8 protein-coding genes and 2 pseudogenes are annotated in these 14055 nt (G+C 71.7%); 4 read left to right on the forward strand and 6 right to left on the reverse strand.

Annotation, left to right across the window (positions count from 1 at the left end; all coding sequences use genetic code 11):
* The 6 genes and pseudogenes from PSQ21_RS37745 to PSQ21_RS37770 all read right to left on the reverse strand — a co-directional run.
* Nucleotides 1-879 (reverse strand): helix-turn-helix domain-containing protein (locus tag PSQ21_RS37745; protein WP_274036774.1); only part of this gene is annotated, 879 nt, incomplete at its 3' end.
* Complete coding sequence (locus tag PSQ21_RS37750; protein ID WP_274036775.1) at nucleotides 876-1163, reverse strand: helix-turn-helix domain-containing protein; 288 nt, start codon at nucleotides 1161-1163, stop codon at nucleotides 876-878. The genes PSQ21_RS37745 and PSQ21_RS37750, both read right to left, overlap by 4 nt.
* Nucleotides 1164-1835: 672 nt before the next feature.
* Nucleotides 1836-2213: pseudogene (locus tag PSQ21_RS37755) on the reverse strand (transposase family protein); the annotation flags it as partial.
* A gap of 74 nt (nucleotides 2214-2287) precedes the next feature.
* Complete coding sequence (locus PSQ21_RS37760) at nucleotides 2288-2950, reverse strand: DUF1345 domain-containing protein (protein WP_274036777.1); 663 nt, start codon at nucleotides 2948-2950, stop codon at nucleotides 2288-2290.
* Between the two features lie 489 nt (nucleotides 2951-3439).
* Nucleotides 3440-6064 (reverse strand): rifamycin-inactivating phosphotransferase, encoded by a 2625-nt coding sequence (rph, locus tag PSQ21_RS37765; RefSeq protein ID WP_274036781.1) that lies wholly within the window; start codon nucleotides 6062-6064, stop codon nucleotides 3440-3442.
* A 364-nt stretch (nucleotides 6065-6428) separates the two neighbouring features.
* Nucleotides 6429-7144 (reverse strand): annotated as a pseudogene (locus tag PSQ21_RS37770) (LuxR C-terminal-related transcriptional regulator).
* 554 nt (nucleotides 7145-7698) lie between these two features.
* Here PSQ21_RS37770 and PSQ21_RS37775 point away from each other — a divergent pair.
* From PSQ21_RS37775 to PSQ21_RS37790, 4 genes are all read left to right on the forward strand, one after another.
* Nucleotides 7699-8355, forward strand: a complete 657-nt coding sequence (locus tag PSQ21_RS37775) for a DUF5701 family protein (protein WP_274028209.1) — start codon at nucleotides 7699-7701, stop codon at nucleotides 8353-8355.
* 826 nt (nucleotides 8356-9181) lie between these two features.
* Complete coding sequence (locus PSQ21_RS37780) at nucleotides 9182-9382, forward strand: thiazolylpeptide-type bacteriocin (protein ID WP_274036778.1); 201 nt, start codon at nucleotides 9182-9184, stop codon at nucleotides 9380-9382.
* A gap of 137 nt (nucleotides 9383-9519) precedes the next feature.
* Nucleotides 9520-12336 carry a lantibiotic dehydratase gene (locus PSQ21_RS37785; protein ID WP_274036779.1) on the forward strand — a complete coding sequence of 939 codons (2817 nt, stop codon included), beginning with the start codon at nucleotides 9520-9522 and terminating at the stop codon, nucleotides 12334-12336.
* A partial coding sequence (locus tag PSQ21_RS37790) for a hypothetical protein (RefSeq protein ID WP_274036780.1) occupies nucleotides 12333-14055 on the forward strand: 1723 nt, incomplete at its 3' end. The genes PSQ21_RS37785 and PSQ21_RS37790, both read left to right, overlap by 4 nt.

Genomic DNA, 14055 nt, shown 5'->3' on the forward strand with positions numbered 1-14055 from the left:
GGTCACCTGATGCCGGCCGGGCGGGAGTTCGTGGCGGGTCCACTTGGGGCGGGCTTCCCAGATCTGGTCCGCGCCTCGCGCGGTCTGCTTCTTGAGGATGTCGGGGATCCAGGGGTGCGCGATCACGTCGTAGCGGGCGCCTTTACGGGTCTCGTCCAGCAGTCGCATCGCGTCCGGGATGGCCCGTTTCACCAGCGCTGCCGTGGCTGCGTCGACGTCGCCCCGGTGCTCGGCAAGCGCACCCTGCACGGCCTCGCGGATAAGGTCGACCGGGCCGGACGTCTCCTGGAACGCGTGGCGGGCCGGGCCCTTGGAACGCTCCGTCGCACGTGCCGGACGTGTCGTGCGCAGCGGCGCTTTCGAGGTGTGCGCGGTGGGCTGTCCGGTTGACGGGGCAGCTGGGGCCCCGGTGGCGGTGGGCCGGCAGTCGGCCGGGGTCAGGTGCTGAGCGAACCCCGCCACGCGTTGTCCGGCGGGATGGCCGCACAGCACACAGGGCTCGGGGGCGACGAGCAGCTCCACATCGTCCCCGTCCTCGTCCTGGCCGAGGTCGGGCGAAGACAAAGGGGTGACAGCCGCGGCCGTGCCTGACGTGACGGGCTGCTCCGCAGCCGGCGCCGTCTCGGTCTCGGTCTCGGTGGCGAGCTTGGCGTTCAGTCCGTCCAGCAGGTAGGCGTATTTGGTGCGGATCTCGCCGGTCGGGTCCCGGCCGCTTTCCCACCCGCTGAGGGTTGAGGGGCTCACGCCGAGCGCGCGTGCCACCTGTGCCTTGGACAGCCGAGCCCGCTCCCGCAGCTCGCGGCGCACGTGGCAGGGCGGGAGTTCGGCCTGGGGGCCGACGGCGTCAAGCAGCGAGTCGATCGCGTCGAAGTCGCTCACCGGCCCGTCCCCCTTGCTTCGGTCCGCACGGTACGGCGCCTGTCGGCGGACAGCGCCTCGCATGCTCTGGTCGGACCCGCCAGGAGGTCCAGCGCGCCGATGCCGTAGTGCTCGGCCAGGGCGTCGACGTCGCGCAGGCTCCAGGAGATGGCGCCCGCCTGCCGACGCGACACCTGTGTCTGCGTCAGTCCCAGCACCCCCGCGACCGACCGCTGCGATTCACCCGTTACCTGCATCAACGCGGCCACCGTCAGCCGCAGCGACTCCTCCAAGCGCAATCCCATGCCACCATCCTACCTGAATCCATGCAACTTCCGCACCTACATCAGCTTTTCACTATCACTAATGCAGAAAAGCTTTCAGATTTCTGAGGGGGCTGAAGGTTCTCGGGCACGCGATGTGTCAGCGATCCAGGCTGCCGGTATCACGCGGAAGCGGTCGGGTCGCGCGCCGGGCTTCCAGATTCGCCTGGCGCGCCTGTTCCACCGCACGATCGGACAGGCACCGCGGGCACACGAGGTCCACGACACGGCGGCGCAGGGCCCGGCGGAGCCGGAGCCCGGGCGGTGGCGGCCACCCACGGCAGTGGCAGCGCACCGTACGCACTCCAGTGCCCAAGAGTGCGGCGACCAGGGAGGCGTTGCCGGCGTAGTGGGCCAGGAGGAGCGCCATCTGCGCCTGGTGGCCGGCCGGGAACCGGGCCGCGAACTCGGTGCGCTCCTCGGGCCGGAGGGAGGGCGACGTGGCGTTCGCAGCGCGGCGTCTTCTTGTTGTTCCGGGCGATGCCCGGCGAGCTGATGTCCATGGCTCAAGAAGCCTGCCGGGGGCCTCCTGTGGACAGCGGGCTGCCATTGAGCACTGTGCATCGTGAAGTTGCTGGTCACGGGCCTGGTGTGTGCGGGGTTCAGGATGCTCGTGGTGGTCGTGGGTGGATGACTTCGGTGAAGATCGTCGGGTCACCGGGAAACTTCGCGGTTTGTGAGGACGAGCAGGGACCTGACCAGGACGGTCGCCCACGCCGGGTCGGTGCGGACCTTGCCGAGCACGCGCCAGTTCTTGAGGCGGGCGAAGCCGTGCTCCACCGGTGCCCGGACCGCTGCCAGTGCGGTGTTCGACAGCTTCTGGCCGCGGGTCAGGGGCCGGTTCCGGGCGGCCTTGTAGCCGGTGACCACCGCCAGGTCGGCGTCGGGACTGCTGTCGTCGAGCCCGACGAAGCCCAGGTCGGCGATGGCACCGAGGCCGGCCGCCCGCAGCTTGGCGGTGAGCTGGTCGTGGCGGCAGGCGGTGATCCCCGAGGTGCGTCCGGGCCGGGCCGCCGAGACCCAGAGCATTCGATCCGCACCCACCGCGCATGCGCATGGCCGGTGGCCAACCCGGACGGACCCCCGGCTGATCCAAGCGAAACTGCCTAGCCGCGGAGCGCGGAGACCAGACTGGCGACAGTGACCGTGTTGAAGACGAAGGCGATGACCGCGTTGGCCGAGATGGTCCGCCGCATGGCGCGTGAGGTCACGTTGACGTCGGTGGTGCCGAAGGTCGTCATGACCGCCACGGCGAAGTAGACATAGTCGGCCCAGACCGCGGCCCCCGCTCCGGGGAAATCGAGTGCCTCTTCGTTCTCCACCAGATTGTCGGCCTGGAAGGCGACGGCGAACGCCACGACGACGCAGGTCCAGGCGATGACGACGAGCGACAGCGACAGCAGGGCGCGAGAGCCCCCGCCGAAGGTGGTACTGAGGTGGCCGGGCAGCCACACCACCGCCACGGCCAGCGCAGCGGCTGCAATGAGGATGGATGCCCCCGGCCCGGGCGCGGTGCCCAGGACGTACCGCTGCAGGAAGGTGCCACGGGCCTCGCGGTCCGCCCAGGAACGGATCCGTTCCGGTGAGGCACGCAGGAACGCGATCAACGTGATGCCCAGGTAGGGAACCAGGTAGGCGAACAGCACCAGCACGCCGACGTCGGAAGCCGAGATCCGCACGACACTGTCGAGGGGCAGGACCACAGCCGCGCTCACCGCGATGAGCAGGCACACCAGTGAACGACGTCGTTCGGACAGCCAGGAATCCACGGACGGGCACCTCCGGGCGTTCACGGTGCGGACGCGGCGAGGCTAGACGAATGAACTCCCGCCGGGGCCACAAGCCCTCGCAACGTCCACGAGGTGGTACCAGCTGCCCCCCGAACGGCCCACCGGCGGTCGCCCGCGGCGACGAAGGCCCGGTACGGATCACGCTTCCCCGGACCGGCCCGACGGCGGTCGTACACCAGGAACACGCGGCGCGGTCCGGCCCGACGGCGGTCGTACACCAGGAACACGCGGCGCGGTCCGGCCCGGAGTCCCCCCCTTCCTTCCCCGAACCGCACCCGGGCGGGGCAGGAGCTGCCCAGGTACAGATCGATCGGCCTCTCCGCCCTCGGCCGCGCTCAGCCTGACCCCCACCGGACCGGCCAGGAAAGCACCGGCCCCGGCCCGGCGGGCCGTTCCCGAGCAGCAGGGCCAGCCCGCCCACACCCATGCGCGCCCAGCCCGGGCACGGGATCCTCGACGGGGGGGCGGTCAGGGCAGAAGCTCGACGTACCCGTCGATTCCGTGTACGCGGATCCGCTGCCCGTCCCGGATCAGACGGGTGGCCTGCTCCACGCCGACGACCGCCGGCAGACCGTACTCCCGGGCGATCACCGCGCCATGGGTCATCAGACCGCCGACCTCCGTCACCAGGCCCGCGATTCCGACGAACAGCGGCGACCAGCTGGGGTCCGTGAAGGCCGTGACCAGGATGTCGCCCGCTTCCAGGTCAGCCTCCGCCATGTCGAGGACGACGCGGGCCCTTCCCTCGACGGTCCCGGCGGACACCGGCAGACCGGTCAGCGCGCCGGCCGGCACGTCGTCGCGCCGGTACGCGCCGGTGACGGCCTCACCCTCCGATGTGAGGACCCGCGGCGGGGTGAGCGCGTGATACGACCAAAACGCCTCCTTGCGCCGCTGGATGAGCTGCTCGTCCGCCCGGTTGGACCGTACGGCCTCGTGGAGCTCCTGGAACGTCAGGTAGAAGGCGTCCTCCTTCTCAGGAAGCACGTGGTCCCGCACGAGCCGCTCGGCCTCCGCGAGCAGGGCACGCTTGTAGACGAAGTAGCGGCAGACGATCCCGTACTTCGGGTACTCCCGGTAGCCGATGAAGGTCCTGACCCGCTCGATCATCCGCTGCGTCTCATCGGCCTTCCGGTCCCCGTCCGGCAGGGCCCGCAGCCGTGACAGCACGTCCCGTTCCTTCTCCCCGGCCTTCCTCCGGCCCTGTTCGAAGCGCCGCTCGGCGGCGCCCGGGCGGAAGTTCCGCACGTTGTCGAGGATCACGGGAACAAGCATGGTGGGGCGCTCGCGCCATCGTGGCCTGGTGATGTCGATCTCGCCGACGCAGCGCATGCCGTACCGGTCGAGGTAGGCCTCGATGGCCTCGCGCGCCTCGTCCCCGCCCTCGGTCTTCGCCAGCTCGTCCAGGAAGGTGGCGTCCTCGAGGTGCCCGGCGTCCCGCAGGAACGCCAGCACCTCCGGCAGCGGGCGGATCACGTCCGCGACGTCGAGAAGCGCCAGCCCCATCTCCGACGTGATGTTGCCGGGGGCGGACAGTGTCAGCGTGTCCGCGGCGTTCTTCTCGCCCAGCCACTCCCACAGCCTGTCGTTGAGCCACCATGTGGCGTCCATCCCCGCCATGATCGCCTGCATGCTCAGCGGATCGGCAAGTACCCGCTTGTGCTCCTCGAACGCCTCCAGCAGGAAGTCGAACAGTGCCGGACCCTTCTTCGTCCGGATGTCACGTTCCAGAGCGGCGATGGACGTCCGGCTGTACTCGATCAGTTCCGTGACAACGGCCGGATCGGTGTCGATCGGGGCGGGCGCACCCGTGGGCGGCGGGCCGCCGGGAGCCGCGTCCGGGAGCAAGGGAACGAAGCCCTCGCGTTCGAGGACGGTCTCCAGCGCGTCCCTGACCAGCGGATCACCCTTCCCCATGGCCTCCAGGAGAGCATCACGGCCGGCAGGCGATGCCAGTCGCCGGGTGACATCGACGAACAGCCGCCCACCCGCCTCGTGCATCGGCACCATGGCCGTCAGCTGCCACATGGAGAACCCGAGGGGCTTCATGGGGTCGGTCATCATCTGCTGGTGGCCGACAGAGACGTAGACGTGGTTCCCCCCGTCCTTGCCCTCTTCGCCGTTGTCGATGACGGGGAGGGGGAAGAGGGTGGTGACCGGCCGGCTCTGGACGATCCGGAAACCATCATCGACCAGGCACCATTCGATGTCCTGCGGGCGGCCGAAGTACGCTTCGATCCGGCGGCCGAGCCCCACGAGGCTGACGGCCTGCTCGTCCGTCAGCGCCGGCCGCTCCCGCTGCCGCGCGTCGACCGCCACGTCACACGTACCGCCGGCGGGCACGGCGTGAACGGCGCGCTCCTTGACGGCGATGGCTCTCGTGACGACTTCGCCGTCCCGGACCGTGAAGACGTCGGGGTTCACCAGACCGGAGACCAGTGCCTCGCCGAGGCCGAAACCGGCTTCCACGGTGGCGACCTTCCGGTTGCCGGTGACGGGGTCGGCCGTGAACAGGACGCCGGACGCCTGCGGGAAGACCATCCGCTGAACGACCACGGCCATGTGGACCGTACGGTGGTCGATACCGTTCCGCTGTCGGTAGATCACGGCCCGCTCGGTGAACATCGAAGCCCAGCACCGGCTGATGTGCTGGAGGACCGCGGCCGCCCCCAGGACGTTCAGATACGTGTCCTGCTGGCCGGCGAAAGAGGCCGTGGGCAGGTCCTCCGCCGTCGCACTGGACCGGACGGCGTACGCGGCGTGCTCGCCATACCGGGCGAGCGCACCGGTGACCGTCTCCGCGAGGTCGCCCGGAACGGCGAGATCCTCGATGATGCCGCGCATCTGTGCGCTGAGCGTGCGAATCGCCTCCCGGTCGTCCGGGCTCAGGCGTGCCAGCTCATCGAGCCGACCGCCGATCGACGGGACCTTTGTCATGGCCCGCCGGAAGGCGTCCGTCGTCACGCAGAAACCCTCCGGCACACGCACGCCCTCGAGCCGCGACAGTCCGCCCAGGTGCGCGCCCTTGCCGCCGACGGCCGCGACGCACCTCTCGTCGACCTCTTTGAGATCCAGCACGTACGAGGCCGTCACCGCGACACCCCCGGGGCGGTCGTGTTCCGTCGCACCGCGGCGGCCGGCCCGGTCTCCGCCGCCCCGCCCTCTGCCGAACCCCTTGTCGGGCACGTACTCATTCCTGGTTCTCTTCCCTCTGACGTCATGGCCCGGTGGACACTCCCGGCCGACCGGCGCACGTCGTGCCCCGTTCCGCAGGCGGGGGCACCGACCCGAGGATTCTGCGCCGTCACCCGGGGCTTGCCGCAAGCCCCCCGGTAAGCTATAAGTTGAGAGTGGCAAGGAGAGGGTCTCTCCTTGCCTTTGTTCTGCCCTTCTGTGTTTTTGTGTTTTTGCGTTTCTGCCTTCTTTTTTGTCTTGCTGCGGCTTCCCCGGGGCGCTGTCATTCCTCCGCGTCGCGGACCAGCAAAGCGATCTGTACCCGGTGTTCTGGACCGCCGGAATGGAGAACAGACCGCCGGTGCGCGCCTTGACCGTCACAACACTGACGTGCAGCCTCCGGGCAATCTCCGCGTTCCCCAGTCCGTCCGCGCTGGCCCGAGGCGGTCTCGCGCTCGCGTTCGGTTCAGAGGCGACAGCCGTTCCCACGCGGCCCCACGGAACGATTCCCGCGCATGGGAGGACTGCGGCCCAGTGGCTGCGGCGATCACCCGTGCCGCGGCGGCCGGGGACAGCACGGGGCTCCCGCCCGCCACGGCCCGCACGGCACCGAGAAACCGCAGCGGCAGGGTATGTCCTTGAGGACGAACCCCAACGCTCCGGCCCGCAGGACGCCGGGCACCAAGCCGTCGGAGCCGAACGTCGCCAGCATGAGCACCCGGGGCGGCACCAGCCGGGCCAGGAACTCCCCGGGTCACGCCGAATCCGCCGACGCCGCCGAGGCCGCCGAGGCCAGGCATCCGTACGCCCATCAGCACAACGCCCGGCCACTGCTCGCCCGCCCCGATGACCACGGCGTTCCCGTCAGCCCCCCTCCGCGACGACAGTCCACAGTCAGACCCGGTCCGCCTTCGCCGTCGATACGAGCCGCAGCACCATCCGCACCAGTTGACCGCCGACGACGATGACGACACGCACCGGCTCCCGCTCACTGTCCACGCGTGCTCTCAGCTCGCGGGCGGGGTCCGGCCAGGGCAGCCGCACACTGAGGACGTAGCCGCTGTCGGACGCGAGGTAATGACGGAGCGCTCCGCCGGCCAGCCCGACCCGTTCGATCAGGCCGAGAAGTCCGAACCCCAAGGCCACTGGCCGACGGCCGGTGGCCGGTGGCCGGTGGCCGGCGGCAGGTGGCCGGCGGCAGGTGCGTGGTACTCGTGGTGGCCGGGGCATCGCGGACATCGACGCCAAGCCACTCACCCGCCGCTCCTCCGAGAGCGACACGGACGGGGGCACCCGGGGCATGTCCGGCAGCGCCGGCCAGCCCTGGACCACCCGGCAGCAGATTCACCCCACAACACCGGCCGGCGCTCCCCTGCGGAACGTCCAGAGCGTCGAACGAACAGCAGATCATGAACGCACCTGCCAACGCCGCCGCAACAGCGCGGGGTGCGGGTCCGACCCGAGGGAACGTGACCCCGCCGGGAACACTCCGGCGATCTCTCTCGTTCGACCTCCGGCCCACTACCGGCGAAACGTGAATCCGAGGAACTGCCTTGCCCAACGCTTCCACTGCCGACCCTGCACACGCGCTCCCGTCACCAGCCGACCAGGCACGGCGCCTGATCGAGCTCGGAGTGCACGAGATCGCGGGGATCCCCGCCGAGGACATCCACGCGTTCGCCGAAACAGCCGACCCGGGCCGCGACATACTGCTCGCCGTCCATCCCGACCACGCCCCCGCCTCCACCCTCGCACCACTACTGCTACGCGACGGCAAGCCCGGCTTCGTCGTCGTCGACATGCCCGACGTCGACCAGTTCACCCCCAACACGGCCGAACTCCCCGACACACCGCTCTACTTCATCACCGGACCCGACCGCGGCGACCACATGTCCAACTGGAGCCCGGAGGAAGCGTTGCCCGCCTTCACCCAACAGGGCCGCACCCCCCTGGTACTCACCGAGGGCATCCACTGGGTCCTGCAGCAACCGGCGGTACTCCAGCGGAACCTCTGCTTCATGACCATCGGGTCCCGGCTACGCAAAGCGAACGGCACCCTGGACGCGCGCACCCCGGCCATCTGGATCAGCAACGGCACCGGGCGAGACAGCCGGGAACGGCGCAACGCACCCAAGATCGGCTGGTGCTGGTGGGGCAACCGCCACACCTGGCTGGGATTCGCCTCCGCCACAAGCCGCGAACGTCAATAACACCCCCCCCCACCCCACCCCCAGTTCCCCTCCAGCACCACAAAACACCACACCCACCAGAACCCGCCCCCGACAACCAGACACAGAACACACGGCACAGGGCACAGGGCACACGGCACACGGCACACGGCACACGGCACACACGAAACACCACACCACCACACAACCGAACATTCACCCCCACGACACCAGCCAACCCCACCGTCGACGACGGGCTCCTGAGCGTCGGGGTTGTCGTACGGCGGGGGGCCGGGCCGACTACCTCGTGCAGCCCTTCACTCCCGGACAACATCGCCTCCTGCCGGCGGAAGTCCGCTCCACTCCTTCGGAGCGCAGCCACCGCTCGTTCGCGGCCGGGTCGGCTCGCGGCCGTCGGCCTGGCCTGTTGGACGGCGACGGTAGCCTGCGGGACGCGTGCGGCACCGCTCCGTCTGCTCACCCGCCGCCACGGGGATAGCGCGGCAGATCACCTGACAGGGCGTTGCGGGAATGAAACGTAAGAATTATCTCTCCGAGCCCCCTCTCTTGGCGGCGAACCATCCGGATGAGGATCATCCAGTTACGGGATTCACTTTTCGATACGCACCCCGAGGAGAAAAGCCGACGTAATCGCACCCGCCCACCGTCGGCTTTTCCCGGAAGTTAAGGGGCGGCGTCGCCCTGTCCGCAATCCCTTCCTGACAATCGTCCGGTAACGCGTCTTCAAGACATTTCTCCGCCGTCGCATTGGCTGATTAAGCCGTGCCCCGGTCGCCGCCCTGCGGCCTACGCTGCCGGATCGGTGCGCGGAAGCACCGTTCACACCCTCACGACTCCCGGAGGACACATGTCACTTCCAGAGATGGCCACCGCATTCGATCTCAGTGCGCTCGATCTCGGAGAGATCACCGTCACCGCCATGCGCGACACGGCGGGGATAGCCGAGTCGACCTATTCCCTGTCGTCCTCGTCCTCGACGTCCTGTCAGGGCTGCTCCGGCTGCAGCGCGTGCAGCGTCCAGCCGCCGCAGCAGCCCAACACCGCGTGACACAGCAACCGTGAAGGCTTCCGCGGCGCCGTCGGCCGTCGTGCGGCGCGGCGCCGCGGAGGCCTGTTCGCGTACGAACCCGGCGCCTGCGGACCGTGTGCCGGGGCCCTGTCCACCGCCCAGCCGACTGGACCGATGTGAATCCGCCCGTTCCTGAACTCCAGACACCCGCCGCCCCGGCCCTCGACGGGCATACCAGCCCTCTGCCCCGGATCGCCCCCGGCGCGCTGGTCCGTACGACCCTGCTGAGCCTGCCCGCCGAGCCCGCGCCCGCTGCGGCGTTCCGCGCCGCGCTGGCCGAACTGGTGGTGCTGGAGGGCCGGCTCACGGCCTTGGCGCCCGCGCTCGGTGACGCGCTGTACGCGAGCCGGGCGGACCATACCGAGGAGTACCACCGCGAGGTGGTGCTTCCGCTCCGCCGTGCCGTGCACAACGGGCGCGCCCCCAGGCCTGCCCTGCTGCGCCGTCTGGAGGGCCTGCCGGACCGGCTGCCCGAACTGCGCGCCTGGCTCACAGCGCGCCGCCGCAGGGAGGAGCTGCTCACAGCCCTGCGGGCCGGGGCCGGCCCCGCTCTCAGCGCCGGGCGGTCGGTGCTCGCCGGGTTGTGCCGTGAGCCCTCGTTCCTCCGTGCCGCGTCGTTCACCAGCGCGGACCTGCTGCGGGCGGTGGTGCGGGCCGGGCAGGGGCGGGAGGACCGCCGGACCCGGAAGGAGGAGCCGGGTGTGCTGCGGCACGTGACGCGGGCTGTGGCCCGTACGACTCCGCTGTCCGCCTTCGTGGGTGTCGGCTGGGGTGTCCTGCCCACGCCGCCGGGGGCGAAGCGGGAAGCCGGCCCGGGGGACGGGCCGGAGCAGGGCACGGGTTCCTGGCACGGGCCGGAGCAGGGCACGGGTGTCTGGAACGGCGCGGACCTGCCGATCGGTTCGTCCCGGGCCGTCGTCCGCGCCAACCGGACGCTGGTGGACACGCTCTTCGCGGCGCTGGCAGAGGACCCGCGCCGTCGCTCCACCCTGCCGCACCGCATGTGCAGCAGTCTCCGTCTCTCCGACGGGCGTGCCGCCTTCGCCCGCTCCCGCACGGCCTTCACCGCCGCGCGTTTCCTCGCGGTGGAGGATGACGAGGTCACCCTCGGTGCTGTGCAACCCCTGCGCCGGCTCGCCGCGCTGTGCGACCCCCCGGCCACCCTCGACGCCCTGGCCGCGATGCTCGCGGCAGAAGGAGCGACGGACGCGGAGCCGGCGCAGGTGGACGCGGCGTCCGCCTTCGTCGGGCAGGTCCGGGACGCGGGGCTGCTCGTCGCGGTGGAGCCCTTCGACCCGCAGGACCCGGACCCCTTGCCCCGGCTCGCGCGCTGGCTGCGCGGGACCGGCTCACCGCAGGACCATGAACTGGCTCTGCGTATCGACGATCTGTTCCTCGTCACCGGTGAGTTCGGCACGGCGGAACCCGGCCGTCGCGCCGCCTTGCTCGCCACCCTCAGGGACCGCTGGGTGACGCTCCTCGACGAGGTGGGCCGCCCCGTGGGCCCGGACCCCACCCGCCTCACCGTTCTCAGCGAGGACGTGGTGATGCGGCAGCCGGTCGGCCTGGACGGCTTTCTCGGCGACAGGGACCACCGGGCGATCAGCGAACTGGCCATCCTCGCCGAGGTGTTCGACCTCGGACCCGTGGTGCGCCGGCAGGTGCGGGACAGCTTCGTCGCCCGGTACGGGCCCGGTGGGGTCTGCCCGCACGTGTGGGACTTCGGCGCGGACGCCAACGAGGCGTGGCAGCGGGCCGCGAGGACCTTCGGCGAAGGCGCCCCCGGGGCGGACGGGGACGGATCCACCGCCGCCGGCGGCATCCGGCGGCTCGCCGCGCTCCGGGCCGAGCTGGTGGAGGCCGTGCACCGGGCGCACGCCCGCAGCGGCGGCGGGCCCGGTGACGACGTCGTCCTGCCGGCCGGTCTGGTGGCCGCACTCGGCTCCCGGCTGCCGCCGTGGGCGACCCGGCGCCCGGTCTCCTACACGGAGTTCCTCCAGCGGGCACCCGGCGGGGAGCTGTGCGTGAACCACGTGTACGGGGGGTGGGGGCGCTTCAGCAGCAGGTTCCTGGATTCCGTGGACGCCGGGGCCGCGCGGGGAACGGCCGCCGCCGTGTCCGACGCGCTCGGTCCCGGAGCCGCGGTGGCCCAGGTGCGCCCGGTCAGCGGCTTCAACGCCAACCTGCATCCGCTGTTCGTGCCGCGGGAGATCGGGCCGGACCGCTCGTACACCTCCCTCGGCGCGGACGACGTCGAACTCGTCCATGACCTGGCCGACGATGAGGTACGTGTCCGGATCAAGGTCACCGGTGAGCGGGCCGATGTGCTCTACGCGGGGGTGTTCGCCCCGCTCCTGCTGCAGCCGAGGCTCGCGCCCCTGCTGATGGACCACCCGCACGGCATCACCGACTTCAGTGCCCTGGTGCCCCGTCACCGCACCGCCGTACCCGGCGGAGAACTGGTGCGTACCCCGCGCCTGCGCCACCGCCATCTCGTGCTGCGGCGCCGCCGGTGGGAGCTGGCGGGCTCCACGGTGACGGTGCTGCTCGCGGAGCTCGCGGCCGAGGGTGAGATACCGGTGGGCACGGTGGCGCGCTGGCGGGCTCTGCTCGGCGTACCGGATCAGCTCTATCTGCGTGCCACGCCACCGTCGGGGAGCGGGCGGGTGGACGAGGATCTCCTGCGTGCTCTGGACCGCCCCAAGCCGCAGTACGTCGATCTCGGCGACGCTCTGCATCTGCGCTGCCTGGGCAAGTGGCTGGGCCGCCACCCGCGGGGCGTGGTCCTGGAGGAGGCGCTGCCCGTCCCCGCCCGGGACGAGAAGTCGGCGGCGGTCGAGCTGGTGGTGGAGACCTACCGGGCCGGACGGCCCCTGGGCGACGCGGGCGACCGCGCACCCGCCGGGCACGCGAACCGAAGGGAAGACCGATGACCACCGATCAGTCGGCGTACGGCACGGCCACCTCCCCCCGGCGGGAACGGCCCGCGCCGGACGCGCTGGACTCACTGGGGCGGTGGACCTTGCGTCCGGGAGTCTCGGTCACCGTGCTCCACAACGGCGTACACCTGCGGGGCTGGATCAACAGCCTCACCCTGGAAGGCGGCCCCGGGCTGCCGTTGCTCTGGGACCACCTGGCCAGGGCCCTGGCCCCGGACGGGAACGCGGCCCCGGTCCCGGCAGCCCCGGCGGGTTCGCCGCTCCGGGCGGCCCTGCTCACGGTGGTCGGCCAGTTGCACGACCACGACCTCCTGGTCGAGCGTCCCGCCGGCGGGATGGCCGACGGAGCCGCGCAGTGGCTCGGGGCGGTCGCCGACCGGCCCGCCGCGGCAGCGGCCGCGCTCGCCCGCGGCCGCGCGCAAGTCCTCGCCGCGCCCGCGGACAGCCCGCTCGCACGCACCGCCGCACAGGCACTGGACCGGGCCGGTATCCGGGCCCAGGTCGTGGAGACGGCACAACTGCCGCACGGGCAGGTCCTCCTTGTCGCCTCCGGCCACCGCGAGCCCCCGGACTCCGCACAGGAGCGGGGCCCGGCGGAGATGGCGGTGGCCCTCGGCGTACGGGCGGGCATCGGGTTCGTCACCCCCGTGGGCAGCACGGACCAGGCACGGGCGGACGCCGACGCGCTGGCGAGCAGATTACGCCGGCGGGAGGTTCCCGGTGCGGCCGGGCACCCGGCGCTGCCCGCGCTCCTGGCCTCGTCCGCGGCGCAGCGGCTGGTGTGTGCGGTGGCCGGGCTCCGCGACCCGTCGGCCGAGGCCGGCGACGCCCGGCTCCTTCCCGGACTGCCGATGGCGCTCATCGCGGAACAGGAGCCGTTGCGGGGCGAGTACCGGAGCTGGCCGGGGCCCGTGCTCATCGACACCGACCGGGCTCTTCCCCCTGCCGCGGTGCTTACGCTGGCCGAGTCGCTGGCCCGTGTCGCGGTGCTCACCGACAGCAGGACCGGGGTACTGGAGGAACCCGTCCCCGGGGCGCTCCCCCAGCTCCCCGCGGCGCTGGTCCACTGCCCGGCGGAGGAGGGCACCCTGGTGTCCGGTTCCGCCCGGGCAGACCTCGCCCGGCTGGAAGCGGTCTGCCGTGCGGCCGAGCTCCGTCTGGGAAACGGCGAGAGGGGCCTGGTCGTCGGAGCCGGCACGGAACACGCGCGCGGGCGGGCGTTGCGGCGGGCGGTGACAGGGCAGGGCCCCGGGGCCGCCGGGCGCACCGGCGGGGAGAACACGCCGCCGAGCAGTCGCTCGGAGGCAGCCGCAGCCCCGGACGCGGACCACCCGGTGACGGGGCCCTGGAGCCCCGCGGCCGCACGCCATCCCCAGGCAGCGCACTGGTGGTCCGTTCTGGTCCACCGGCTCGGCGTCGAGGCAACCGTCACGGTCTCGCGCCTGGGCTCGGGCGGCCGGCCCGTGTTCCTCGCCCGGGTCCATGGGCGCACGACGGCAGAGCCCGCATCCGGTCCGCTCGGCACGGCTGTTGAGGCGACGGCGGAGGACGCCGTCGCCTTCGCCGCGCTCTCCGCCGTCGTCGGAGCCCAGTCGGCCACGGCCGCCGCGCACGCCCACCACCTGGTGACACCCAGCGGTGCGTCCGCGGCACTCGCCCGGACCGGGGAACAGGCGCCCTGGGAGGACACGGGGTGGACCTCGGCGTGGCTGA

This window comes from Streptomyces sp. MMBL 11-1 (genome assembly GCF_028622875.1).
GTDB lineage: Bacteria > Actinomycetota > Actinomycetes > Streptomycetales > Streptomycetaceae > Streptomyces.